The organism is Flavobacterium sp. A45, assembly GCF_002001005.1.
Classification (GTDB): domain Bacteria; phylum Bacteroidota; class Bacteroidia; order Flavobacteriales; family Flavobacteriaceae; genus Flavobacterium.
In genome coordinates, this window is sequence record NZ_MUNX01000080.1 from 52622 (window position 1) to 77393 (window position 24772).

The window sequence follows — 24772 nt, forward strand, 5'->3', positions numbered from 1 at the left end:
GCATATGGGATTTTTTGATTTCATGACCGAGGATATTGCAATTGACCTTGGTACAGCAAACACTTTAATCATTCACAATGACAAAGTCGTAATTGACAGCCCGTCTATAGTTGCGCGTGATAGAATATCAGGCAAAATTATTGCAGTTGGTAAAGAAGCCAATATGATGCAAGGAAAGACGCATGAAAATATCAAAACGATTCGACCTTTGAAAGATGGTGTAATTGCTGATTTCGATGCTTCCGAAAAAATGATCAGTATGTTTATCAAAAGCATACCGGCATTGAAAAAAAAGATGTTTACCCCAGCTTTGAGAATGGTGGTATGTATTCCTTCCGGAATTACTGAAGTGGAGATGAGAGCGGTTAAAGAGTCATGCGAAAGGGTAAACGGTAAGGAAGTTTATTTGATACATGAGCCTATGGCAGCAGCAATTGGTATCGGAATTGATATCATGCAGCCAAAAGGGAATATGATTGTTGACATAGGTGGTGGAACAACCGAAATTGCAGTTATTGCATTAGGCGGAATTGTTTGTGACAAATCTGTAAAAATTGCAGGTGATGTTTTTACCAATGATATTGTTTACTATATGCGTACACAACACAACTTATTTGTTGGAGAAAGTACTGCTGAAAAAATAAAAATTCAAATTGGTGCAGCTATTGAAGATTTAGAAACTCCTCCTGAAGATATGTCAGTTCAAGGAAGAGATTTGTTGACGGGTAAACCAAAACAGGTTGAGGTTTCTTATAGAGAAATTGCAAAAGCTTTAGACAAATCGATTCAACGAATTGAAGATGCGGTTATGGAAACATTATCACAAACTCCTCCAGAGTTAGCAGCCGATATTTATAATACGGGTATCTATCTTGCAGGTGGTGGATCTATGTTGAGAGGGCTTGACAAAAGAATCTCCCAAAAAACAGATTTGCCGGTTTATATTGCCGAAGATCCATTGAGAGCAGTAGTAAGAGGAACTGGAATGGCTCTTAAAAATATTACAAAGTTTAAAAATATCCTTATAAAATAATAAAAAGAAATCCCAAATTCCAATTGAAATAATACATGATTTGGAATTTGGATTTTTTTAAATTTCATTTTTTAAATTTTTAATTTTATACAATGCAGCAAATATTTTCATTTATTATAAAAAACAGTAATCGATTGCTGTTTTTGCTGCTTTTGGGTATTTCGTTATCCCTTACCATACAGTCTCATTCTTTTCATAGAAGTAAAATTATCAGTTCAGCTAATTTTCTGAGTGGTGGTGTTTATGAGAGAATAAATTCTGTGGAAGAATACCTACACTTAAAAGAACAAAATGATGAACTTGCACGAGAAAACGCTAATTTAAAAAGTTTGTTGTTTAAAACTCAAGATTCTGCCAAGATTCCTAATTTAGACAGCATAAAAGGTGTTCTTCCTAAAGATATAGTTGTTTCCAAAGTGATTCATAACTCATTTAATGTTTACGAGAATTTTTTAACTTTGAATTCTGGCTCAAAATCAGGTGTTCAGCCAGATATGGGAGTTATTAATAGTCTGGGAATTGTAGGTATTATCGATGATGTATCAGCAAATTACTCAACTGTAATTAGTATCTTGAATATTGAATCCAAAATTAACGCCAAGATTAAACATTCAGATCATTTTGGAACCCTGACTTGGGATGGAAAAAACGCAGGGTTTGTTCAATTGATAGATGTGCCAAGATTAGCAAGTATTCGAAAAGGGGATACTATCGTTACAGGTGGGCAATCGGTTATATTTCCTGAAAACATTGGAATTGGAACAATTGAGAAAGTATGGATTCCAGGTGATAAAACCCATTATTATAAAATTGATGTGAAATTATTTAATGATATGACCAATTTAGGTCATGTTTATATCATAAAATCTGAAAATAGCGAAGAAATTAAAAATTTAGAAAATCAAAGAAAAAAAGATGAATAGCACGTTATTAGTGAATATTTTTCGTTTTGTGCTCTTATTAGCTTTACAAATTCTAGTTTTTAATAATATGAATTTCGGAGGTTATGTAAGTGCATTCCCTTATATACTTTTTATTATTCTTTACCCTGTAAACGGGAACAAAGCCAATCTGCTTATAGCTAGTTTTTTTCTAGGGTTGATTATGGATTTATTTTCTAATTCAGGAGGTGTTCATGCAACTGCATGCGTTCTTTTGGCATATTTAAGACCTTATTTTTTTAAATTTTCATTTGGGCTCAGTTATGAATATCAAACAATCAAACTAAATGATGTTCTAACTCCAGAACGATTTACGTTTATTTTATTGGCAGTAACAACACATCATGTTGCTTTGTTTCTATTAGAATCTTTTCAAATTTCTTTCATCTTAGACGTTCTGCTAAGAACTTTTTTAAGCACACTATTTACTATTTTAATCTGTATTATTCTTATTTACCTAATAAAGCCAAATAAACGATGAGAAAAGTCTTGTTACCAGCTTTAATTATTATTGGTGCATCTTTGTTAATCATACGTGTTTTTTACTTACAAATTATTGATGATTCTTTTAAGCTAAAATCTGAAAATAATGCAATTAAAATCAAATATGATTATCCAGAGAGAGGGTATATTTATGATAGAAATGGGGTGTTGTTAGTGGCTAATCAGCCATCGTATGATATCATGGTGATTCCGAGGGAATTAAATAAAACAGATACGCTTGAGTTTTGTAAATTATTGAATATTACAAAGGAAGATTTTATTAAAAAAATAGAAAAAGCCAAAGTTTACAGTCCAAGATTACCTTCAGTGTTTTTAGCTCAATTGAATAAAAATGAATTCGCCGCTTTTCAGGAAAAAATCAGAAAGTTTGAAGGTTTCTATTTTCAAAAACGTGCCTTACGTGATTACGAAGTTGATTTCGGGGCCAATGTTTTTGGATCCATAGTCGAAGTAAATGAGGGGTTAATTGAAAAAAATCCTTATTATAAAAGTGGAGACTTAATTGGTAAGCAAGGTGTTGAGGAGAGTTATGAAAAAATTCTTCGCGGTGTTAAAGGGGTTAAATATTTTCAAAAGGACAAATTCAATCGTGAAATAGGTTCCTATAAAGAGGGAAAATTTGATACAATCGCTGTTCAAGGAGAGGATATAAACCTAACTATTGATGCCGAGATTCAAAAGTATGGAGAACAATTAATGGTCAATAAGCGAGGCGGAATTGTTGCTATTGAGCCAAAAACAGGTGAGATTTTAGCGCTTGTTACTGCTCCTTCCTATGATCCTGGGATTTTGGTAGGAAGACAGCGATCTAAAAATTACACGAAATTATATCATGATTCTATTGCTAAACCGCTTTACGATAGAGGGTTATTAGCTGAATATCCTCCTGGATCTCCCTTTAAAATTATGACAGGTCTGGTTGGATTACAAGAAGGAGTTATGGATGAAGAAACCACTTTTGTTTGTAGTCATGGTTTTTATTATGCTCCAGGTAGATTTCAAAAATGCCATTGCGGCGGCGGCGTTTTGAATCTTCATGTTGGGATTTATAAATCTTGTAATGCTTATTTTTCGAATGTGTATTTGAGAACTATTGGCAAATACAAAAAGACACCTTATGCCGTGGATGTATGGAGCAATCATATTAAGAGTTTTGGATTAGGTCAATTTATGGGTTATGATTTACCAACGGGTAGAAAAGGAAAGATACCTACTTCCAAAACTTATAAAAGAATGTACCCTGGTTGGGGCTATAGTGGAAAAACAATTATTTCCAATGCCATCGGTCAAGGGGAAGTATTGATGACACCTATTCAATTGGCCAATATGATGGCAACGGTAGCTAATGAAGGATATTATTATACTCCTCATATTATTAAAAAGATAAAAGGAGAGAAAATTGATACCAAGTTTACAACAAAACACGTTACTACTATTGACAAAAAATATTTCCCTCCCATGATTAGCGGATTATTTGATGTGTACAATAGAGGTACTGCCTATGGATTGCGCGTGGAAGGAATTGATATATGCGGAAAAACAGGAACTGCCGAAAATTTTGCCAAAATTGACGGCAAAAGAGTGCAACTAAAAGACCATTCTATTTTTGTTGCTTTTGCTCCAAAAGACAATCCGAAAATTGCCATAGCTGTTTTAGTTGAAAATGGAGGTTATGGAGCCACAATTGCAGGACCAATCGCGAGTTTGATGATTGAAAAATATTTGAGAAAAAAAATCACAAGAACTGATTTAGAAACCAGAGTATTAAACATAAGTTTGCAGAGCCGCTATGCATTATTGGGTGGGCTTTCGGAAGAAGTGAAAAAAGAATTAAGAATTAAGGATTCTATTACACAAAGTAAAGCAAAAGCAGCAGCAAAAAAAATTGACACAACCAAAGCCAAAACATAATCTATTCATATTAAATGAAAAATCAAAGTTTATCGAGCAATATTGATTGGGTATGTATCATTATCTATACAGTACTTGTATTTTTAGGTTGGTTAAATATATACTCGTCTTCATTGTCTTCTACGGATGGGACATATGAAAAGCAAGCCATATTTATTGCTCTATCAGTTCCTTTGATTTTTATTCTATTATATATTGACGGCAAATTTTATGAAAAATATGCCAGTATCATATTTGTAATTTCTCTACTGTCCCTTGTAGGTTTGTTTGCTTTCGGTAAAACAATTGCAGGTCAGCGTTGTTGGTATGCAATTGGGAGCTTTACATTGCAGCCCTCCGAGTTTGCAAAAGCGGCAACTTCATTGGCATTGGCCAAATATTTAAGCGACACACAGATAAATTTAAAAGATGTTAATAGACAAGTACAGGCATTGGCTATAGTCTTTTTGCCGGTCATGCTCATATTGCCACAACCCGATCCGGGGAGTGCTATGATCTACAGTATCTTTATTATTGTTTTGTTTAGGGAGGGATTGCCGTCTTGGTATGTTTGGACTGGTTTTATAACCATAGTACTTTTTATGTTGACACTGGTTTTAGAACCGCAATGGGTTATTTTGATGGCTTTATTAGTTATCGTTTTAGTACATTACAAATCTAGAATTGGAGACCGAAACGTTGTTTTGAGTGGAATGCTTTTTGCATTAATATCCGGTTTTGTTTTATCTGTAAACTATGTTTTTACTAATATTTTCAAACAACACCATCGTGATCGTTTTAATATATTGTTAGGCAAAGAAGTAGATATGAAGGGTATTGGATATAATACCAATCAATCTGAGATCGCTGTTGGTTCTGGCGGCTGGTTTGGGAAAGGATTTCTTGAAGGTACACAAACCAAAGGTGGTTTTGTACCTGAGCAACATACCGATTATATTTTTACTACTGTTGGTGAAGAATGGGGGTTTGTTGGATCCTTATTAGTTATTGGCCTTTTCGCAGGTTTATTTCTTCGAATAATCTATCTAGCCGAAAGACAAAAAACCAAATTTAGCAGGGTATATGGTTATTGTGTTGCGGGTATATTGTTTACACACTTTTTTGTAAACATTGCTATGGTTGTTGGCGTTTTTCCGACTATAGGTGTGCCATTGCCTTTCTTTTCTTATGGAGGTTCCGGTTTGTGGGGATTCACTATTTTATTGTTTATCTTTATTAAAATGGATGCTAATAAAGTAAATGAATGGTAGATCATTCATCCTAATTTAAATTTTAATTTAAAAAATTCGCCTTGTTTTTGGGTATAAAAAAACCATTCGAATTCCGAATGGTTTTTTTTATATATAAAATTTAGATTTTTTACAATCCAAAAGCAGTTTTCACTTGATCTACGAAATCTAATTTTTCCCAAGTAAATAAGTCAACAGTAACTGTTTTAGTTAATCCACCTGGAGCAGAGAACTTTTTTGTAACGGTTTCTGGAGTACGTCCCATATGACCGTAAGCGGCAGTTTCGCTATAAATAGGGTTTCTTAATTTTAAACGTTGCTCGATGAAGTAAGGACGCATATCAAAAATAGCTTCTACTTTTTTAGCAATTTCTCCATTAGTTAAATTTACTTTTGAAGTTCCGTAAGTATCTATAAAAATACCCATTGGTTTAGCTACTCCAATTGCATACGAAACTTGTACCAAAATCTCATCAGCAACACCAGCTGCAACAAGGTTTTTTGCAATATGACGTGTAGCGTAAGCAGCACTTCTATCTACTTTACTTGGATCTTTCCCGGAGAAAGCACCACCACCGTGAGCTCCTTTTCCACCGTAAGTATCTACAATGATTTTTCTTCCTGTTAATCCAGTATCTCCGTGAGGTCCTCCAATTACGAATTTCCCTGTAGGATTGATATGGTATTGAATTTTATCATTGAATAAATGAGCGTGTGTTGGGTTTTTTGCGATGATTCTTGGAATCAATATTTCGATGATGTCTTTTTTGATTTTAGCAAGCATAGCTTCTTCTTCGTCAAAATCATCGTGTTGTGTAGAAATTACAATAGCATCAATACGTGTTGGCTTGTTGTCATCGCTATATTCTAAAGTAACTTGAGATTTTGCATCAGGGCGCAAATAAGTGATTTCATTATTTTCACGTCTTAAAATAGCTAATTCCTGCAATAATTTATGAGATAAATCAAGTGCCAATGGCATATAATTTTCAGTTTCATTAGTAGCATAACCAAACATCATTCCTTGGTCTCCAGCTCCTTGCTCTTCTTTACTTGCTCTGTCAACACCTTGATTAATGTCTGCAGATTGTTCGTGAATTGCCGAAAGAATACCACAAGAATTGGCTTCAAACATATATTCGCTTTTTGTATAACCAATTTTACGAATCACTTCGCGAGCAATTTGTTGTACATCAAGGTAAGTATTTGACTTTACTTCACCAGCCAAAATTACTTGACCAGTCGTAACCAACGTTTCACAAGCTACTTTTGAGTCAGCATCAAATGCCAAAAAGTTATCAATTAATGCATCTGAAATTTGATCTGCAACTTTGTCTGGGTGTCCCTCACTTACAGATTCTGACGTAAATAAATAAGCCATAATAATTATAAATTTTAAAATTAATCGAGGAAAAACAATTGCTAGAAAGGCTAAAGGAGAGTTTCTGCTTTAGCATTTTTTCTACTGAAAATTTTTCAGCATCCATAATGAATTCGTTTCATTATGAAGAGGTTGCAATCAGTTCAAATTTTTCCTCTTATATTCGGGTGCAAATGTATGAAACCATTTTGAATTGCAAATTATTCTTTTGTTTTTTTTAATTAATTAAGAGGAATTTAACAAACTACACTATTTCTATAGAGTTTATAAAATAAATTGATTTTTGCTTGGTGGTTTAAAAAATAGTTTGCACATTTGCTCCATCAAACAGGAATAAACTGAAGCTGAAGATGTGTAATATGTGTTCTGTGTTCTGAAGAGCTTCTAGAGTTTGAAATGTTAATTGATTTAAAACGCAATAATTAAAGCCGCTGTGATCAACATGGTTTTTTTATAAATAAAAGAGAGAAATGAATTCAATAGGAAATAAAATGATGGTATGTTGTATGATGTGTATGTGCATCCCAATTCCCTATTGCCAAAAGTGAAGGATTTAATCCTTGTTGTAGTCAAACTATAAACCCTCTTGGTAAATCATCCAAAAGGGTTTTTTTATTTCCCGAATTTATTTCAAAATATAAAGCAAAATCATTAAAACTAATAATATAACATTTAAAAACTTAAAATCATGAGCACACAAAAATTTGCAACAAACGCATTACACGCAGGACACGACGTAACTAAAAATGGTGGAACCAGAGCTGTTCCAATTTATCAAACCTCTTCGTATGTATTTAATAGTTCAGACCATGCAGCCAATTTATTTGGTCTTGCAGAAGCTGGATACATTTACACCAGATTAAATAATCCAACCAATGATATTCTGGAACAACGATTGGCAACTCTGGAAGGAGGAATTGGAGCAGTAGTTACCGCTTCAGGAGCATCGGCTATTTCGACTGCTTTATTAGTATTGCTAAAAGCAGGTGATCATATCGTGGCTTCCAACAGTTTATATGGAGGAACTTATAATTTATTAAAAGTGACTCTGCCAAGGTTAGGGATTACAACCACTTTTGTTGACCCAACAGATCCCGAAAATTTTACCAAAGCCGCCAAAGAAAATACCAGAGCTTTTTTTGTGGAAAGTTTAGGGAATCCAAAATTAGATGTATTGAATTTAAAAGCAATTTCGGATGAAGCCAAAGCTTTTAAAGTTCCTTTTATAGTTGATAATACTGTCGCATCTCCTTATTTATTGAATCCAATTGAGTATGGTGCGGATATCGTGATTCACTCTTTGACCAAATATATTTCTGGAAATGGGACTTCCTTAGGAGGAGTAATCATTGATGCAGGAAAATTTGATTGGAGCAATGGGAAATTCCCTGAATTTACGGAACCTTCTATTGGTTATCACGGGCTAGTTTATCACGAAGCATTAGGAAACGCAGCCTTTATTGCAAAAGCACGTATTGAAGGGTTGCGAGATTTTGGGGCAGCCTTGAGTCCGTTTAATGCTTTTCAAATCATACAGGGTTTAGAAACTTTGGAAATTCGTATCAGAAGACATAGTGAGAATGCTTTGGCATTAGCTCAATGGCTAGAAATTCAGGATGAAGTTGCCTGGGTGAACTATCCGGGATTGAAATCTAGTAAATATTATGTTTTGGCGCAAAAATATTTGCAAAAAGGGCAAAGTGGTGTGGTTACTTTTGGACTAAAATCGGGTTTTGAAGCCGCCAAAAAAGTAGCGGATAATACCAAATTGTTTTCTTTATTGGCCAATATTGGAGATACCAAATCTTTGATTATTCATCCTGCCAGCACCACACATCAGCAGTTGTCCGATGAGGAGCAAATTGCAACCGGAGTAACAAAAGATTTAATTCGACTTTCAGTTGGATTAGAAGATATTGAGGATTTAAAAGCAGATTTGAAAGCTGTTTTTGAAACCATAAAAACGCCTCAATTGGTATAAGAAAGTGTTAGTTTTTGTTAGGTAAAACTGCCTTAGTTATTGATTATAGTCTAAGGCAGTTTAAAAAAAAACAACTTAAAAAAGATTCAAAATGGAAAATTTAGAAAAAATAGATCTCTTTAATTTTGATTTGGAAATAGGGAGACAGAGGGCTTACCTTCCTTTATTTTATCAAGTTTTTGGTAAACCATTAGGTAGTGCGCCGGTTGTGGTGGTGAATCATTCTTTAACGGGAAATTCTACTGTTACTGGTGAAAAAGGATGGTGGAGCGGAATCGTTGGACCAAAGCGTGCTGTTGATACCAATTATTTTACGGTTATCGCCTTTAATATTCCAGGAAATGGATTTGATGATAATGTGGATAATTTGATAGACAATTACCGGGATTATAGTATTCGTGATATTGCACGGATCTTTTGGGAAGGATTGTTTTTTCTAAAAGTTCAAAATGTTTATGCAATAATTGGAGGAAGTTTAGGAGGTGCAATAGCTTGGGAAATGGCCGCTTTGCAACCCGATAAAATTGATAATTTGATTCCGATAGCGAGTGATTGGAAAGCTACCGATTGGGTTATTGCCAATGTTTTAATTCAAGACCAAATCCTAAATCATTCAGATGATCCGATTGTGGATGCCCGCCTGCATGCCACATTATTGTATAGAACACCGGAATACGTAAATCAAAGATTTAAGAGAAGTAAATTGGACGAATTATCCGTTTTGCAAATAGAAAATTGGTTGTTGGATCATGGTTTCAAATTAAAAAGCAGGTATCGATTGGCCGCTTATAAACTGATGAATCATTTACTCAAGACAATTGATATTACCAGAAACAGACCCGATTTTCTAACAGTAGCTAATGCTATTGAGGCCAATATTCATCTAATAACCGTTGATACAGATTATTTGTTTATTGCCGAAGAAACGCGTAAAACCTATCGGGAGTTGACCAATAAGAAGCAAAATGTTTTTTATCATCAAATTCAATCCATTCACGGACACGATGCCTATCTGATAGAGTTCAATCAACTATCCGATATTTTGAAGCCTATTTTTAACCTCCACAAAGAACAGAGATATGTCAGTGCATAGAATAAATGTTATGCTTTTTAAATTTGTTAAAAAAATATAACATTTTGTTAAATTTTTGTAAATGTATTTTTGTAAAACATTGATAATTAGTTGTTTTTGGTTTTTAGTATTTGTTTCTAAAACATTAAATTTGCGTTTAGTGTTTGGATAATTGAAAAAAAGTTTAGATATTTGTTGAACAGAAATAAAAAAGAGGAAAAATGAAATTTAATTTATGCAATATGTCTAAAAAAGCCATTCAGGTGAAAACCTGCAAGGGGAGGTGTATATAGCTTTATTTTAAATTAAATAATTTATAGCAAAAAACCTCCCAATCTACTGGGAGGTTTTTTTTGTCATTTCAAGGTTAAAAAAATAATAAGAATAAGTAAAACAATAATTAAGCATGCCCCAACTCTACACGATTAACGTTACTATTTGCAAGGCAAAGAAGATGATGATGCGCAAGTACGCCATGGTGTGTGTTTGTGTCCGTTGATTCCAAAAGTATAAGTTTATTATATAACTTAAAAACCCTTTTGGATATGTGTCTAAAAGGGTTTTTTGTTTTTCAGTCCTGAGAGGATTGAAACTTAAAAAATATAAAAGGAGAGTAGAATTTGGGTTAAATAACAATTAAAAAAAAAGAAATTATGAATTCAAAAGCGCAAAACAAAAAGTACCAGCGATTCAGTATGAATCTCGTCACAGGAGTAAGATTTCAATGCCAATTGAAAATTCAATATTGTCAGGTCAAAATATAAAGCGCACAATTGATTTTTAGGAAACAAAACTCGTTGTGCTATAAAAAAGAAAGAGAATGTTGTAAAACATTTGAAATATAAGCCACAAAGCAAACATTAATTACAAAAATAAAGTATCATGAAAACTATAACATATATCACAAGCAGAGTAGAGTTACTAAAAAAAGGAATATTAAAAGCAATAAAAGTAGAACCATTTAACCCAACGAAAGAGTTGGATCACACCAGGTTTCATGTGGATGAGAACTTCGATTTGAAAGCTAGAAAAGGCAAAAGTTCTTTATTGTTTCACATGTACTCTAAAGAAAACGAAACTCTTTTTATTTGAGACTTATATGATGAGTACCTCAAGAAATGTGTAGGTAAAAATTATTTGCCATGAAATGCACGGATAAAAACGCGAAATCCTTTTTTTTTAGTGAAAGAGATTCGTGAGAATTAGTGCATTTCATGGCGATTTTTTAATTGATGAACAATCATTATTTCAAAGATGAATTGAATAATAATTTGGTTGTTTCATAAAATTGTAGTTAATTTGCACCTTTAAGTTCAGAAACGTATTGAAATGTTATAAAGAAAGGCAGAGGGATTAGACCCGATGAAGCCTTAGCAACCCTTCGATTTATCGAAGAAGGTGCTGCATTCTACCACGCCCAACGTGGAAAGATAACACTAAGAATTCAACTAGTTTTTCTAGCTTTCTTCATAATATTTCCAGGTACAAATCAAAAAATCAAAAAAGATTTGAAATTGGAAAATAAACCAACAACACTTACCATACCGAATTTCACTACCGAAAGTGGGGCTTTTTATGCTACGATCAATTTGAGTTATAATCTTTTTGGCCCAGCATTACATACAGCGCCTATTGTTTTGGTCAATCACGCATTAACTGGGAATTCGCAAGTTGTGGGTTTAAAGGGATGGTGGAATGTACTTATTGGTGAAAAAAGAACAATAGATACCAATAAATACACTATACTAGCTTTTAATGTTCCGGGAAATGGTTTTGATGATACCATTATTGAAAACTATTTGGATTTTACGGCCAGAGACGTGGCCAGACTTTTTATTGAAGGACTAAAATCACTTCAAATTAATCAATTGTTTGCCATTATTGGTGGTTCTGTAGGTGGTGGAATTGCTTGGGAAATTGCAGCATTATCACCACAAATAACAAAACACTTAATTCCGATTGCAACCGACTGGAAATCGACTGATTGGCTGATTGCTAATTGCTTCCTTCAGGAGCAAATTTTAAATAATTCGGCTAAGCCAATAGAAGACGCGCGTATTCACGCGATGTTATGCTATAGAACACCAGAGTCTTTTAAAGCAAAATTTGATCGAACTACCAATGAGGAATTGGCCATTTTTAATATCGAAAGTTGGTTGAATCATCACGGAAAGAAATTACAGAAACGTTTTCAGCTTTCGGCGTATAAGCTGATGAATCAATTGTTGAAAACAATAGATATTTCCAGAAACAGGGAATCTTTTCTTTCTGTAGCGGCTCAAATAGAAGCTGATATCCATATTATCGGAATCAATTCGGATTTGTTTTTTACGGTAAATGAAAATAAAGAGACATACGAAACATTGAAAAAGCACAAAAGGAATATAACGTTTCAAGAGATTGATTCCATTCACGGACATGATGCTTTCTTGATTGAATATAAACAATTAGACAATTTGCTTAAGGGGGTTTTTTAAGCTAGAAAAATATATCAAGATGAAAATATTAAAATTTGGAGGAAAGTCTTTGTCAAATGGAGACGGAATCAATAAAGTGGTGGCAATTATTGCCGGGAAAGTGAATAATGGCGAACAGATTGCAGTTGTAGTTTCGGCACGTGGAAATGCTACGGACGAATTGGAAGAGATATTGGCTTTGGCATCTAAAAGCGGTGATTATAAACCACTTTTTGAGGATTTTAAAAGCTATCAACAAGACGTTTATGACGATGTGGATTTGTCTGAAGAGTTCAATAAACTGGAAAAACTTTTTGAAGGAGTTAGCCTGATTGGAGATTACAGTGTGAAAATTAAGGATGAAGTGCTGTCTAAAGGAGAGTTGATTTCGGCTAAATTGCTTACGGCTATTTTAGTTAAAAACGGAATAAAAGCAAATTTTTCGGATACGAGAGAATTGATAAAAACCGATTCGAATTACGGAGATGCGCAACCGGTTGAACAGCTTTCGAAGAAAAATGTGGTGGCTTATTTTAAGGAGCATAATGGAACGACGGTTAATGTTGTTACTGGTTTTATTGGTTCCAATAGTAAAAATGAAGCTACGACTTTAGGAAGAAACGGTAGTAATTACACAGCTTCGTTACTTGCAAATTATCTTGATGCAACGGAACTTCAAAATTATACTCACGTTGACGGAATTTATACTGCCAACCCTGATTTGGTTTTGGATGCTAAAAAAATAGATCATTTGACTTTTAACGAAGCAAATGAGTTGGCCAATTTTGGTGCGACAATTTTACACGCGAAAACTATTATTCCTTTGTTGGAAAAAAATATTCCTCTTCGTATTTTGAATACTTTTAATCACGAAAATCAAGGAACATTAATTACTTCAAATGCCGGCAAAGAAGGAATCAAAACACTTTCCGTTTTGGAAAATGTGGCTTTGGTAAATCTGGAAGGAAGAGGATTACTAGGAAAAACGGGGGTTGATGCACGTATTTTCAAAGTGATGGGAGACAACGAAATTAGCGTTAGCATCATTTCGCAAGGTTCATCCGAAAGAGGAATTGGGCTTGTGGTCGATGCCGATAAAGCAACTCGAGCGATGATTGAACTCGAACGAGAATTTGAAAATGATTTTTATTCGAAAGATGTCAATAAAATTACGGTTACAGACAATGTTTCGGTAATTTCCATTATCGGGCAGGATTTGAGTACGTTTCACAAACCTTACACAGCTTTAATCAAAAATAAAATTGTTCCAATCCTTTTTAACAACACGGTTACGGGAAAAAACGTGAGTTTGGTGGTGAGAAAATCGGAGTTGAACAAAGCTTTAAACGTAATTCACGGAGAGATTTTTGGGGTTTCCAAAAAAATCAATATCGCGATTTTTGGTCACGGATTGGTAGGAGGAACGTTGATTAATCAAATTTTAGAATCAGCTGGCGCGATCGAAAAACGCAAAGGAATCAAACTGAATGTTTTTGCAATTGCCAATTCTAAAAGTGTGCTTTTGAATAAAGATGGTGTTTCGCCAAACTGGAGAAATGAAATACAAACCAACGGAACTTCATATACAATTGATGACGTTATTGCTTTTGCAAATGAGCATCACTTGGAGAATTTGATTGCGATTGACAATTCGGCAAGTACCTCTTTTGTTGAAAATTATATAAAATTAGCAGAGAATAGTTTTGATTTGATTTCGTCCAATAAAGTAGCCAATACGTTGAGTTACTCATTTTACAAACAATTGAGACAAGTATTAGAAGACAATCAAAAAACGTACCTTTATGAGACTAATGTTGGTGCTGGTTTACCATTGATTGATACTATAAAATTATTACACCTTTCGGGTGAAAATATAACTAAGATAAAAGGAGTATTCTCAGGAACATTGAGTTATTTGTTCAATAATTTCTCTGCTAAAGACGCTCCATTCAGCGAAATATTAAAAGAAGCTATCGATAGCGGTTACACCGAACCAGATCCAAGAGAAGACCTTTGTGGAAACGACGTGGGTAGAAAATTATTGATTTTGGCTAGAGAATTGGACTTACAAAATGAGTTCGAGGAGATTTCGATTCAGAACTTAATTCCGGAGCATTTACGTGAAGGAGATGTTTCTGATTTCTTAAACAAATTGTCAGAGTTTGATCCGATTTATGCTAAAATTAAAGCAGATCAAGAGCCAAATCACGTATTGCGTTACATTGGAGAATTATCTGGTGATTTGCAAAACGATAAAGGAAATCTTGAAGTGAAATTGGTTTCGGTGCCAAAAGAAACCGCTTTGGGTGGATTGAAAGGTTCGGATTCATTCTTCGAAATTTACACAGAATCGTATGGAGACCGACCTATCGTGATTCAAGGAGCAGGAGCAGGATCGGCTGTAACGGCGAGAGGAGTTTTTGGGGATATTTTGAGATTATCTGATAAAGGATAATGATTTTAGATTTAAGACATAAAAACAACAACAATGAAAGTAAGCTTAAACAGAGTAAACGACAACTTCCATTTTGAATTAAAAAATGAAAGAGGACACATAGTAAATGTAGATAGCCGTCCGGAATTTGGCGGAGACGATAAGGGACCAAGCCCAATGGAATTAGTATTAATGGGTGTTGCAGGATGCAGCGGAATTGATATGATTTCTATTCTAAAGAAACAACGCCAAGAAATTACTTCTTTCAAAGCTGATGTCGAAGGGGAACGTGTTCAAGTAGGTGAAGCAAAACCATTCAAAGATATTCATGTGGTTTTTACTTTGGAAGGAAACATCAAAGAAGACAAAGCGGCCAAAGCAGCTCAGTTGTCTTTTGATAAATACTGTTCGGTTTCTAAAACATTGGAACCAACAGCAACAATACATTATAAAGTAGTTTTGAACGGAGTGGAATTAGCGAAAATCTAAAGCCATAAACAACAAACTATCAATCATAAACATACTAAAATGAACGAACAAGAATTTGGTTTTGAAACTCAAGCCATCCGTAATCAATTAGAAAGAACACAATTTTTAGAGCATTCAGTGCCTCTTTACTTAACATCTAGTTTCGTATTTGAAGATGCTGAAGATATGCGTGCCTCTTTTGCAGAAGAGAAAGATAGAAATATTTACAGCCGATACAGCAATCCAAATACCAACGAATTTATTGATAAAGTTCGCAAAATGGAAGGTGCTGAGGCTGGTTTTGCATTTGCATCGGGTATGGCGGCAGTTTATTCTACTTTTGCGGCTTTGTTGCAATCAGGGGATCATATTGTTTCTGCGAGTAGTGTTTTTGGGGCAACTCATTCCTTGTTTATCAATTTTTTCCCAAAGTGGGGAATTGAGACATCTTATTTCGATCTTACGAAACCAGAAACTATTGAAAGTTTTATAAAGCCAAATACGAAGATACTTTTTGCTGAATCGCCAACAAATCCTGCAGTTGATATTATTGATTTGGAACTCTTGGGAGCAATCGCCAAAAAACATAATTTGATTCTGATTATCGACAACTGTTTTGCTACTCCATATATTCAACAACCGATAAAATGGGGAGCACATTTGGTAGTGCATTCTGCTACGAAACTAATGGACGGTCAGGGTAGAGTTTTGGGCGGAATAACAGTTGGTGAGGCTGAATTGATTCAAAAAATCTATTTGTTTTCTCGACTTACAGGTCCTTCATTGTCTCCATTTAATGCCTGGGTATTGTCTAAAAGTTTAGAGACCTTGGCAATTCGTTTAGATAGACATTGCGAAAATGCAATGAAAGTTGCTGAATTTTTAGAAAACCATCCAAACGTAAATACCGTTAAATATCCATTCTTGAAATCACATCCTCAATACGAGATTGCTAAAAAGCAAATGAAATTAGGTGGTAATATTGTTGCTTTTGAAATCAAAGGAGGAATTGAAGCAGGAAGAGCATTTTTGAATAAAATAAAATTGTGTTCGTTGTCGCCAAATTTGGGAGACACAAGAACAATTGTTACACATCCAGCCTCTACAACCCACAGTAAATTAACTGTTGAAGAACGTTTGGCAGTGAGTATTACAGATGGATTGGTACGTGTGTCAGTAGGACTCGAAACCGTAGAAGACGTTATTGCCGATTTGGAGCAGGCGCTTTATTAAGTTTATAATTATAGCAAAAACCCACAGTTCAAACTGTGGGTTTTGTGTTTCTAGGAGAGATGGAATTGTGAATTTGCCACATCAGGATTTTTCTATTTTAGGAATACGGAAATTCCTATATTAGCACCAAATGCTCCAGTTTTTATCTTTACGTCATTTTCTTTATAAGTGAATTCTGAATATTCTACGCCTAAATCAAAACTAATTGTTTTTGAAATAAAATAAGCAAGACCACCGCCAGCACCCCAAATAAGTCCATTGTTGCTAGTGTTATAATTTGAAAACATATCAGCATCTGTTGATGAACCAGAATAATTATATTTTTGTTTAGTGTTGCCAAAACCCATCCCTGCATTTATATACGGTCTCGTTTTTCCTTTGGCAAAAAAATAGGTTGCGGTTGGTATAATTGAAAGTGTATTTTGAGTAATTTTTTCATCAACTATCGTGAATCCACCAGTAGCTCCTGAATCTAAAAAAACAGCTTTTCGTTTAGTGGTAACGGTGTTATAATCGAAATCCAAACCTAACGATAAATTATTAATTATAAAATAACCAAGGCTTGGGGAGATATTAAAGGAACTTGTTTTTGGTCCATCGATAGAATTTCCTGATGTTTCCTGTTTTACGGTTGTTGAATTGAAACCTAATCCGGTTTTTCCGCTAATTGCAAAAGTACCTTTCTCGGTCTGTGCAGTTAATATGGTTGAAAATAATAAGGCAACTAATAAAAAATTTTTTTTCATATTTTTGTTTTTTGATTGTCTACCAAAAATAGTGCATTGTTTTTTGTTTGTGAGAAAATAAACAATATTTAACTTATAATTATAAGATATTTTACTCATCTCCGAAATACACTCGTTAGTTGCCACAAAATAAATCTGTTTTTAATTTATCAAAATTTTAAATTTGGTTTTAGTCATCTTAAAATTATATGAAACCAAGATTAATCATTTTATCGGATTTGTGGGGAAAAGAAAAATCAAAATGGGTTTCTGATTATGTTGAATTATTGAAAGATAAATTCGAAATTCAATATTACGATTGCTGTGAATTGGGTGAAATTGACAAAACAAATTATGTCGAAGAAAATCTTCACAATCAGTTTATTAATGGAGGAATAGAAAAAGCAGTTGCTAATCTTTTGAAAACAGAAAAGAATCCAATCGACATTTTAGCCTTCAGTATCGGCGGAACAATTGCTTGGAAATCGGCTCTAAAAGGATTGAATTTTAGAAATTTATTTGCAGTTTCATCAACAAGATTACGCTATGAGGATAAAACTCCGAATGGAATTATAAAACTCTATTATGGAGAAAATGACAGCAATATTCCAAACAATGATTGGTTTGAAACACTTTCAATAGATTTTGAGATTATAAAAAATATGGAACACGATTTTTATACTGAAATAGATTGCACAACTTTAATTTGTAATGAAATTTTAAAAAAGATTCATACAATTTGCTGATAAAAGGATAAAGTTTGTAGTTTCGTAACAAATACAAATCAAAAATCTACAATTTAAAATCATAATGCTTTCAAAGAAAACTAAATACGGAATAAAGGCACTTACTTTTTTGGCACGTCAAAAAGATAATACACCTGTTCAAATTGCTGAAATTGCTAAAAATGAACATATTTCGATTAAATTTTTGGAAAGTATTTTGTTATTGCTCAGAAATTCTGGTTTTCTGGGTGCCAAAAAAGGAAAAGGCGGTGGTTATTACTTGATAAAAGATCCAAAAGATATCAGTATGGCCAAAGTATATCGCATTCTTGAAGGGCCAATTGCTTTATTACCTTGCGCAAGTCACAATTTTTATGAAAAATGTGATGATTGTGATGACGAAACTACTTGTGCCGCACGTCGCTTAATGACTCAGGTTAGGGATAATACACTTAAGATCCTTGAGAGTAACTCTCTGGCAGACATTGCATTCTAATTTATTAAAATTTATTTAAAAATAATTTTGAATTTAAAAAAAAGTGTTACTTTTGCAAAGTAATCTACTAAGCCGATAGGGTAATAGATTTAAAATTAAAAGCAAAAGAAAATGAGCGCAGCAGTAGCAAATACTTTATTAGAAAAAACAGCAGGTTTTTCCATTGAGGAAACATTAGCTTTTTTGGCTAATGAGTACAAAGGAAAAGTGATTTTTTCAACTTCTTTTGGGCAAGAAGATCAGGTTATAACTGCATTGATTGCTAAGAATGAGTTACCAATTAATATATTCACACTTGACACCGGAAGATTGTTTCAAGAAACCTATGATGTTTTTCATAGAACAATAAAAAAATACAAAGTAGCTATTCAAACTTATTTTCCAGAAGCTGCATCAGTAGAAAATTTGTTGAATAAAAAAGGACCGAACAGTTTCTATGAATCGGTTGAGAACAGAAAAGAATGTTGTTTTATTCGAAAAGTAGCGCCGTTGACCAAAGCCTTGAAAGGAAATGAAATTTGGATTACAGGTTTACGTGCCGAGCAATCGGAAAACAGAAATGATTTGGCTGCTTTTGAATATGACGCTCATTTCAATATCATAAAATTCAATCCATTGTTGAAATGGAGTTTGGAAGATGTTCAAAAATATATTGATGAGAATAATGTGCCGCAAAATGCTTTGCACAAAAAAGGATTTGTAAGCATTGGTTGTGCGCCGTGTACGAGAGCCATTGCCGAAGGAGAAGATATCAGAGCAGGAAGATGGTCGTGGGAATCCAGTCATAAAGAATGTGGTTTACACCAAAAATAAGAAGGCAGATTTTAGAAAATAGAATAAAGAGAACAGAAAAATAATAATAGTTAAGAGATTTTAGCTGAGGTCAAAAACAACTTTAAACTTTTAAACTTTTTAAACTAATAAAAATGAGTTCAGTTTTAAAAACAAATGCTTTAGAAAGCGAAGCAATTTACATATTCAGAGAAGTGATTTCTCAATTCGACAAACCCGTTTTGCTTTTTTCTGGCGGTAAAGATTCAATTACATTAGTGCGTTTAGCGCAAAAAGCATTTTTTCCGGCAAAAATTCCTTTTCCATTGTTACATGTGGATACAGGGCACAATTTTCCGGAAACGATTGAATTCAGAGATCGATTGGTAGCCGAATTAGGATTGGAATTAATCGTTCGTAATGTGCAAGACGCTATTGACGAAGGGAAAGTTGTAGAGGAATCTGGTAAATATTCCAGCAGAAACAGTTTACAGACAACTACATTACTGGACGCTATCGAAGAATTCAAATTTGACGCTTGTATAGGTGGAGCGCGTCGTGATGAGGAAAAAGCAAGAGCCAAAGAGCGTATTTTCTCCGTTCGTGATGATTTCGGACAATGGGATGAAAAAAATCAACGTCCTGAATTGTTTGACCTTTTGAACGGAAAAATTGAAAACGGTCAAAACGTTCGTGTTTTTCCAATTTCAAACTGGACTGAATTAGATGTTTGGAGCTATATCGAACAAGAGCAAATCGAAATTCCATCGATTTACTTTTCACACAAACGTAAAGTTTTTTTGAGAGACGGTTTAATTTGGTCACACTCTCCTTTTGTGTACCAAGAAGAAGACGAACAAATCGAAGAAAGAATTGTTCGCTTCAGAACCGTTGGGGATATGAGTTGTACTGCCGCTGTTGAATCATATGCAGCAACCATTCAGGAAGTAGTTGGAGAGATTCGTACTTCGACTATTTCTGAAAGAGGAGCTAGAATTGATGACAAACGTTCTGAGGCTGCAATGGAAAAAAGAAAACAACAAGGGTACTTTTAGAAAACCTCACCCCGACCCTCTCCAAAGGAGAGGGTGGAAGAATAAAGAAAAAAAAAATTATTATTTCCGCCTTGACTCCCTCTCCTTTGGAGAGGGCTGGGGTGAGGAAAACTTTAAACTCATATAAAATGGAAGTTTTAAAAATAGCAACAGCAGGAAGTGTAGATGACGGGAAAAGTACTTTAATCGGAAGATTGTTGTACGATACAAAATCATTGACTACAGATAAGATTGAAGCAATAGAAAAAAGCAGCAAGCAAAAAGGATACGATTATCTGGATTTTTCTTTGGCTACCGATGGTTTGGTTGCAGAGAGAGAACAAGGAATTACGATAGACGTAGCACATATTTATTTTTCTACAGCGAAAAAAAGTTACATCATTGCCGATACTCCAGGTCACGTAGAATATACTCGTAATATGGTTACCGGAGCTTCGACTTCACAAGTATCTATCATTTTGATCGATGCTCGTAAAGGTGTGATTGAGCAAACGTACCGTCACTTTTTCATCAATAATTTATTGAGAGTAAAAGATGTGATTGTTGCGGTAAACAAAATGGATTTGGTTGATTATTCGGAAGAAGTATACAACAAAATCAAAGCCGATTTTCAAGCATTAAATGCAAAAAGCGCATACAAAGAGCAAAACGTAAGTTACATTCCGTTAAGTGCTATTAATGGTGGAAATGTGGCGGATAAGTCAGAGAATATGCCTTGGTACACTGGACAAACTGTTTTGGAGCATTTGGAAGGTTTGGAGCCAAAAGATATTTACGAAAATGGAAAAGCACGTTTCCCTGTTCAGACGGTTATTAGACCAAAAACTGAGGAATATCACGATTTTAGAGGATATGCCGGAAAATTAGTTGGAAACAATATTAAAGTAGGAGATGCTGTTACAGTATTGCCTTCATTAACAGAATCTAAAGTGACAAACATTCACTTTTTTGACAAACAGTTTGATGAAGCTACGGCTGGTTCTTCGATCACTATTGAATTAGAAAATGACATCAATGTTACAAGAGGCGATATGATTGTAAAATCAAGTGAGCTTCCTAAAATTGAAAAAGACATCACAACGACAGTTTGTTGGATGGACAGCAAAAAATTAGTGGCAGGTGCAAAATATTTTGTACAGCACAACAGTAACAGAGTTTTGGCAAAAATTGACAGTGTGAAAAACGTAATCGCAACTGATTATTCTGGAACAACTCCAGCAACTCAATTGGCTATTAATGAAATTGGGGAAGTAACCATTAAATTAAGTAAAGCTATCTATTTTGATGCTTACACAGAAAATAAATCTAATGGAGCCTTCATTTTGATAGATGCCGCAACCAACACAACAGCAGGAGTTGGTTTTATTAAATAGTTGATGGTTTTTAGTTAATAGTTATGATGTAAATAACCATTAGCCAGCAACAATAAACAATAGACAAAAAAAACTAGATAAGATGCAAAGTTTTAGAACAGAAATAGAGGACCCAATTGTCCAAAAAGAGATTATTGATTTAGAGAAAAAAATCTTTTCTTTCCGTAACGGACAAATTGATGATGAGCGTTTTCGTAGTCTTCGTTTAGCACGTGGTATTTACGGTCAACGTCAAGAAGGCGTGCAAATGATTCGTATCAAATTGCCATACGGAAAAGTATCTAGTGAGCAATTGAGAAGAATCACCGATGTATCGGAAAAATATTCGACAGGTCGTTTGCACATCACAACGCGTCAGGATATTCAAATTCACTATGTGAGTTTGGACAGAACGCCAGAACTTTGGGCAGATTTGGCCAAAGACGATATTACTTTGAGAGAAGCTTGTGGAAACACGGTAAGAAATATTACGGCTAGTGAAACTGCCGGAATTGATGTAGATGAGCCATTTGACGTATCACCTTATGCACACGCTTTGTTTCAATATCTGTTGCGTAACCCAATTTGTCAAGAAATGGGGCGTAAGTTCAAAATATCATTCTCATCTTCTGATAAAGATACCGCTTTGAGTTATTTGCACGATTTAGGATTTATTCCAAAAATTGTAAATGGTGAAAAAGGTTTCAAAATAATGTTAGGTGGAGGTTTAGGTTCACAACCAAGCCACGCTGAATTGCTTTCAGAATTTGTGCCGGTTAACCAAATTATTCCAACTGCCGAAGGAGTAATTAGGGTTTTTGACCGTCACGGAGAAAGAGCAAAACGTTTGAAAGCGCGTTTGAAATTCTTAATCAAAGATTTGGGACGTGATGAATTTATGCGTTTGGTTGACGAAGAGAGAAAAGCATTGGCTTTCCATAAATACGAAATAGATACTACTGATTTTGAAGGAGCAATTACAGAGCCTTTATTGGAAGTACCTTCAGTAACGATTGATGATGTAGATGCTTATGAAGCTTGGAAAAAATCGAACGTTATTGCACAAAAACAAGCTGGATATGTTGCTATTGGAATTAAAATTCTTTTAGGAGATTTTTATATTGACAAAGCAAGATTATTGGCTGATTTGGTTAAAAATTATGGTGCTAATGAATTGCGTTTTTCGTTAAGACAAAACATTCTTATCCGTAATATCAAAGAAGAAAACCTTCCTTTTTTCTATCAGGAATTAGCCAAATTGGATTTTGTGACTTTAGGATACAATACCGTGGCTGATATCACGGCTTGTCCAGGAACTGATACCTGTAATTTAGGAATTGCGAGCAGTACTGGTATTGCTGAAGAATTGGAAAGAGTTATTGCAACAGAATATCCGCAATTTAATAGCAATGTTGATATTGCCATAAAAATTAGCGGGTGTATGAATGCCTGTGGACAGCACAATATGTCCGAAATAGGTTTTCAAGGAATGTCCATCAATGCTGGAAAACTGGTAGCTCCAGCACTTCAGGTATTATTAGGAGGAAAAAATATAGGCAACGGCGTTGGACGTTTTTCTGATAAAGTAATCAAAATACCTAGCAGAAGAGGACCAGATGCCTTGCGATTAATCTTAAATGATTTTGAAGCCAATGGAAACGGACAACCATTTGTGGATTATTACGATGCCAAAGGTGAGAAATATTTCTATGAGTTCTTGAAACCATTGGCTGATGTAACGAATTTAACCGAAGCTGATTTCGTGGATTGGGGTAATGCCGATAACTATGTAAAAGCAGTTGGAGTTGGTGAATGTGCCGGTGTTGTAATTGATTTAGTAGCTACATTATTATTTGAAGCCAAAGATAAATTAACGTTTGCTCAAGAAGCTTTTGACGATAAAAAATGGTCAGATGCAATTTATTTGGCTTACGCTGGATTTGTAAATGGAGCTAAAGCATTATTATTGGCTGAAAACGAAAAAACAAACCACCACGCTGGAATTATTGATTTGTTTGATACTGTTTTCATCGAAAGCAAAAAAATAGAATTGGGGTCAGATTTCAAAGATTTGGTTTATCAAATCAGAGCTAACGAACCATCAGAAGCGTTTGCACAAAAATATATACAAGATGCTATAGCTTTCTTCGGAAAAATAGAAGCATACAGAACAAAAGATTTAGCTAATGCATAAAACGATACAACCCAAAGTAACTTTAGTAGGCGCAGGACCTGGCGACCCAGACTTGCTTACGCTAAAAGGCGTAAAAGCACTTGCTGAAGCGAATGTGGTTTTGTATGATGCCTTGGCCAATGAGGAAATAATGAAGTATGCTCCTCAAAATGTCATAAAAATATTTGTGGGAAAAAGAATCGGATGTCACGAATATTCGCAAGATCAAATCAACCAATTGATTGTCGATAATGCGCTTACTTACGGGCACGTGGTTCGGTTAAAAGGAGGAGATCCATTTATCTTCGGAAGAGGAAGTGAAGAAATAGAGTACGCAGAAAGTTTTGGAATCCCTACATTTGTAGTGCCCGGAATTTCATCAGCAATTGCGGTTCCCGCTTATCAAGGAATTTCATTAACCAAAAGAGGAACTTCTGAAAGTTTTTGGGTAATCACAGGAACAACTTCCGATAGAAATTTGTCTAATGATATTACTCTTGCAGCACAATCATCAGCAACTGTTGTGATTTTGATGGGAATGAGTAAACTTTCGCAGATTGTAACTTTATTTCAAAAAGAAGGCAAAGGAGAAACTCCTGTAGCAATTATTCAAAACGGAACGACAGTAAACGAAAAGATAGGAGCAGGAACTATTGATACCATTCAAGAAGTGGTTGCTGAAAAGAATTTAAGTTCGCCAGCCATTATTGTAATTGGAAATGTAGTGAAAGAAAGCAATCAATTAAAAGGCTTTTACGAGCAATTCGTAACTGCTGAAATTAAATTATAATGGAACAAAACGATTCATTTTCTAATAATCAGAACTCGGCTT

The 24772-nt window shown here is 34.5% G+C and carries 21 protein-coding genes and 1 riboswitch; of the genes, 19 read left to right on the forward strand and 2 right to left on the reverse strand.

Translation table 11 applies throughout. The annotated features are described in order from the left end of the window. Window positions 1-4: 4 nt before the first annotated feature. From B0E44_RS09400 to rodA, 5 genes are all read left to right on the forward strand, one after another. Window positions 5-1033 carry a rod shape-determining protein gene (locus B0E44_RS09400; protein ID WP_077373516.1) on the forward strand — a complete coding sequence of 343 codons (1029 nt, stop codon included), beginning with the start codon at window positions 5-7 and terminating at the stop codon, window positions 1031-1033. Window positions 1034-1125: 92 nt separating this feature from the next. Then, window positions 1126-1956 carry a rod shape-determining protein MreC gene (mreC, locus tag B0E44_RS09405; RefSeq protein ID WP_077373518.1) on the forward strand — a complete coding sequence of 277 codons (831 nt, stop codon included), beginning with the start codon at window positions 1126-1128 and terminating at the stop codon, window positions 1954-1956. After that, window positions 1949-2455: a rod shape-determining protein MreD gene (gene mreD, locus B0E44_RS09410; RefSeq protein WP_077373521.1), complete on the forward strand. Its 507-nt coding sequence runs from the start codon at window positions 1949-1951 to the stop codon at window positions 2453-2455. Before mreC ends, mreD begins: the two co-directional genes overlap by 8 nt. Then, a complete protein-coding gene (gene mrdA, locus B0E44_RS09415; RefSeq protein WP_077373524.1) occupies window positions 2452-4389 on the forward strand; it encodes a penicillin-binding protein 2 in 1938 nt (645 codons plus the stop codon). The genes mreD and mrdA overlap by 4 nt, the downstream gene beginning before the upstream one ends. Before the next feature lie 14 nt (window positions 4390-4403). After that, window positions 4404-5639 carry a rod shape-determining protein RodA gene (rodA, locus tag B0E44_RS09420; protein WP_077373527.1) on the forward strand — a complete coding sequence of 412 codons (1236 nt, stop codon included), beginning with the start codon at window positions 4404-4406 and terminating at the stop codon, window positions 5637-5639. A gap of 109 nt (window positions 5640-5748) precedes the next feature. Here rodA and metK read toward each other — a convergent pair whose 3' ends face one another. After that, window positions 5749-6999 (reverse strand): methionine adenosyltransferase, encoded by a 1251-nt coding sequence (metK, locus tag B0E44_RS09425; protein WP_077373530.1) that lies wholly within the window; start codon window positions 6997-6999, stop codon window positions 5749-5751. 688 nt (window positions 7000-7687) lie between these two features. On the opposite strand from metK, the gene B0E44_RS09430 reads away from it, so the two are divergent. From B0E44_RS09430 to B0E44_RS09460, 7 genes are all read left to right on the forward strand, one after another. Further along, complete coding sequence (locus B0E44_RS09430; protein ID WP_077373532.1) at window positions 7688-8980, forward strand: O-acetylhomoserine aminocarboxypropyltransferase/cysteine synthase family protein; 1293 nt, start codon at window positions 7688-7690, stop codon at window positions 8978-8980. A 91-nt stretch (window positions 8981-9071) separates the two neighbouring features. Next, the gene (locus B0E44_RS09435) at window positions 9072-10073 is read left to right on the forward strand and encodes an alpha/beta fold hydrolase (RefSeq protein WP_077373535.1); all 1002 of its coding nucleotides are present in this window, start codon (window positions 9072-9074) and stop codon (window positions 10071-10073) included. A gap of 861 nt (window positions 10074-10934) precedes the next feature. After that, window positions 10935-11144 carry a hypothetical protein gene (locus B0E44_RS09440; RefSeq protein ID WP_077373538.1) on the forward strand — a complete coding sequence of 70 codons (210 nt, stop codon included), beginning with the start codon at window positions 10935-10937 and terminating at the stop codon, window positions 11142-11144. A gap of 237 nt (window positions 11145-11381) precedes the next feature. Further along, window positions 11382-11489: riboswitch (SAM riboswitch) on the forward strand. 77 nt (window positions 11490-11566) lie between these two features. After that, window positions 11567-12529, forward strand: a complete 963-nt coding sequence (locus B0E44_RS09445) for an alpha/beta fold hydrolase (RefSeq protein ID WP_254423276.1) — start codon at window positions 11567-11569, stop codon at window positions 12527-12529. 19 nt (window positions 12530-12548) lie between these two features. Further along, window positions 12549-14963, forward strand: coding sequence for a bifunctional aspartate kinase/homoserine dehydrogenase I (gene thrA, locus B0E44_RS09450; protein ID WP_077373541.1), 2415 nt, complete (start codon window positions 12549-12551; stop codon window positions 14961-14963). 33 nt (window positions 14964-14996) lie between these two features. Next, a complete protein-coding gene (locus B0E44_RS09455) occupies window positions 14997-15431 on the forward strand; it encodes an OsmC family protein (RefSeq protein WP_077373544.1) in 435 nt (144 codons plus the stop codon). A 39-nt stretch (window positions 15432-15470) separates the two neighbouring features. Further along, on the forward strand, window positions 15471-16643 hold the full coding sequence (locus B0E44_RS09460; protein WP_077373547.1) for a PLP-dependent aspartate aminotransferase family protein: 1173 nt from the start codon (window positions 15471-15473) through the stop codon (window positions 16641-16643). Between the two features lie 92 nt (window positions 16644-16735). On the opposite strand, the gene B0E44_RS09465 is transcribed toward B0E44_RS09460, so the two are convergent. Continuing rightward, window positions 16736-17389 carry an outer membrane protein gene (locus tag B0E44_RS09465; RefSeq protein WP_165688784.1) on the reverse strand — a complete coding sequence of 218 codons (654 nt, stop codon included), beginning with the start codon at window positions 17387-17389 and terminating at the stop codon, window positions 16736-16738. 188 nt (window positions 17390-17577) lie between these two features. Here B0E44_RS09465 and B0E44_RS09470 point away from each other — a divergent pair, with 188 nt between their 5' ends. The 7 genes from B0E44_RS09470 (at window position 17578) to cobA (ending at window position 24730) form a co-directional block, all read left to right on the forward strand. Continuing rightward, entirely contained in the window at window positions 17578-18114 is a 537-nt protein-coding gene (locus B0E44_RS09470; protein ID WP_077373553.1) for an alpha/beta hydrolase, read from the forward strand. 64 nt (window positions 18115-18178) lie between these two features. After that, window positions 18179-18589, forward strand: coding sequence for an Rrf2 family transcriptional regulator (locus tag B0E44_RS09475; RefSeq protein ID WP_077373556.1), 411 nt, complete (start codon window positions 18179-18181; stop codon window positions 18587-18589). Between the two features lie 111 nt (window positions 18590-18700). Then, window positions 18701-19402 carry a phosphoadenylyl-sulfate reductase gene (locus B0E44_RS09480; RefSeq protein ID WP_077373559.1) on the forward strand — a complete coding sequence of 234 codons (702 nt, stop codon included), beginning with the start codon at window positions 18701-18703 and terminating at the stop codon, window positions 19400-19402. Window positions 19403-19515: 113 nt separating this feature from the next. Further along, window positions 19516-20415 carry a sulfate adenylyltransferase subunit CysD gene (gene cysD / locus B0E44_RS09485; RefSeq protein WP_077373562.1) on the forward strand — a complete coding sequence of 300 codons (900 nt, stop codon included), beginning with the start codon at window positions 19516-19518 and terminating at the stop codon, window positions 20413-20415. Window positions 20416-20543: 128 nt separating this feature from the next. Then, a complete protein-coding gene (locus B0E44_RS09490; RefSeq protein WP_077373565.1) occupies window positions 20544-21788 on the forward strand; it encodes a sulfate adenylyltransferase subunit 1 in 1245 nt (414 codons plus the stop codon). A gap of 82 nt (window positions 21789-21870) precedes the next feature. Beyond that, complete coding sequence (locus B0E44_RS09495; protein ID WP_077373568.1) at window positions 21871-23961, forward strand: HEPN domain-containing protein; 2091 nt, start codon at window positions 21871-21873, stop codon at window positions 23959-23961. Further along, window positions 23954-24730, forward strand: coding sequence for a uroporphyrinogen-III C-methyltransferase (cobA, locus tag B0E44_RS09500; RefSeq protein ID WP_077373571.1), 777 nt, complete (start codon window positions 23954-23956; stop codon window positions 24728-24730). The genes B0E44_RS09495 and cobA overlap by 8 nt, the downstream gene beginning before the upstream one ends. The last annotated feature ends 42 nt before the right edge of the window (window positions 24731-24772 follow it).

Excerpts from the sequence above, each read along its gene's own strand:
- B0E44_RS09400 (WP_077373516.1), top strand. The coding sequence starts at position 5 with ATGGGATTTTTTGATTTCATGACCGAGGATATTGCAATTGACCTTGGT.
- mreC (WP_077373518.1), top strand. The coding sequence starts at position 1,126 with ATGCAGCAAATATTTTCATTTATTATAAAAAACAGTAATCGATTGCTG.
- mreD (WP_077373521.1), top strand. The coding sequence starts at position 1,949 with ATGAATAGCACGTTATTAGTGAATATTTTTCGTTTTGTGCTCTTATTA.
- mrdA (WP_077373524.1), top strand. The coding sequence starts at position 2,452 with ATGAGAAAAGTCTTGTTACCAGCTTTAATTATTATTGGTGCATCTTTG.
- rodA (WP_077373527.1), top strand. The coding sequence starts at position 4,404 with ATGAAAAATCAAAGTTTATCGAGCAATATTGATTGGGTATGTATCATT.
- metK (WP_077373530.1), bottom strand. The coding sequence starts at position 6,999 with ATGGCTTATTTATTTACGTCAGAATCTGTAAGTGAGGGACACCCAGAC.
- B0E44_RS09430 (WP_077373532.1), top strand. The coding sequence starts at position 7,688 with ATGAGCACACAAAAATTTGCAACAAACGCATTACACGCAGGACACGAC.
- B0E44_RS09435 (WP_077373535.1), top strand. The coding sequence starts at position 9,072 with ATGGAAAATTTAGAAAAAATAGATCTCTTTAATTTTGATTTGGAAATA.
- B0E44_RS09440 (WP_077373538.1), top strand. The coding sequence starts at position 10,935 with ATGAAAACTATAACATATATCACAAGCAGAGTAGAGTTACTAAAAAAA.
- thrA (WP_077373541.1), top strand. The coding sequence starts at position 12,549 with ATGAAAATATTAAAATTTGGAGGAAAGTCTTTGTCAAATGGAGACGGA.
- B0E44_RS09455 (WP_077373544.1), top strand. The coding sequence starts at position 14,997 with ATGAAAGTAAGCTTAAACAGAGTAAACGACAACTTCCATTTTGAATTA.
- B0E44_RS09460 (WP_077373547.1), top strand. The coding sequence starts at position 15,471 with ATGAACGAACAAGAATTTGGTTTTGAAACTCAAGCCATCCGTAATCAA.
- B0E44_RS09465 (WP_165688784.1), bottom strand. The coding sequence starts at position 17,389 with ATGAAAAAAAATTTTTTATTAGTTGCCTTATTATTTTCAACCATATTA.
- B0E44_RS09470 (WP_077373553.1), top strand. The coding sequence starts at position 17,578 with ATGAAACCAAGATTAATCATTTTATCGGATTTGTGGGGAAAAGAAAAA.
- B0E44_RS09475 (WP_077373556.1), top strand. The coding sequence starts at position 18,179 with ATGCTTTCAAAGAAAACTAAATACGGAATAAAGGCACTTACTTTTTTG.
- B0E44_RS09480 (WP_077373559.1), top strand. The coding sequence starts at position 18,701 with ATGAGCGCAGCAGTAGCAAATACTTTATTAGAAAAAACAGCAGGTTTT.
- cysD (WP_077373562.1), top strand. The coding sequence starts at position 19,516 with ATGAGTTCAGTTTTAAAAACAAATGCTTTAGAAAGCGAAGCAATTTAC.
- B0E44_RS09490 (WP_077373565.1), top strand. The coding sequence starts at position 20,544 with ATGGAAGTTTTAAAAATAGCAACAGCAGGAAGTGTAGATGACGGGAAA.
- B0E44_RS09495 (WP_077373568.1), top strand. The coding sequence starts at position 21,871 with ATGCAAAGTTTTAGAACAGAAATAGAGGACCCAATTGTCCAAAAAGAG.
- cobA (WP_077373571.1), top strand. The coding sequence starts at position 23,954 with ATGCATAAAACGATACAACCCAAAGTAACTTTAGTAGGCGCAGGACCT.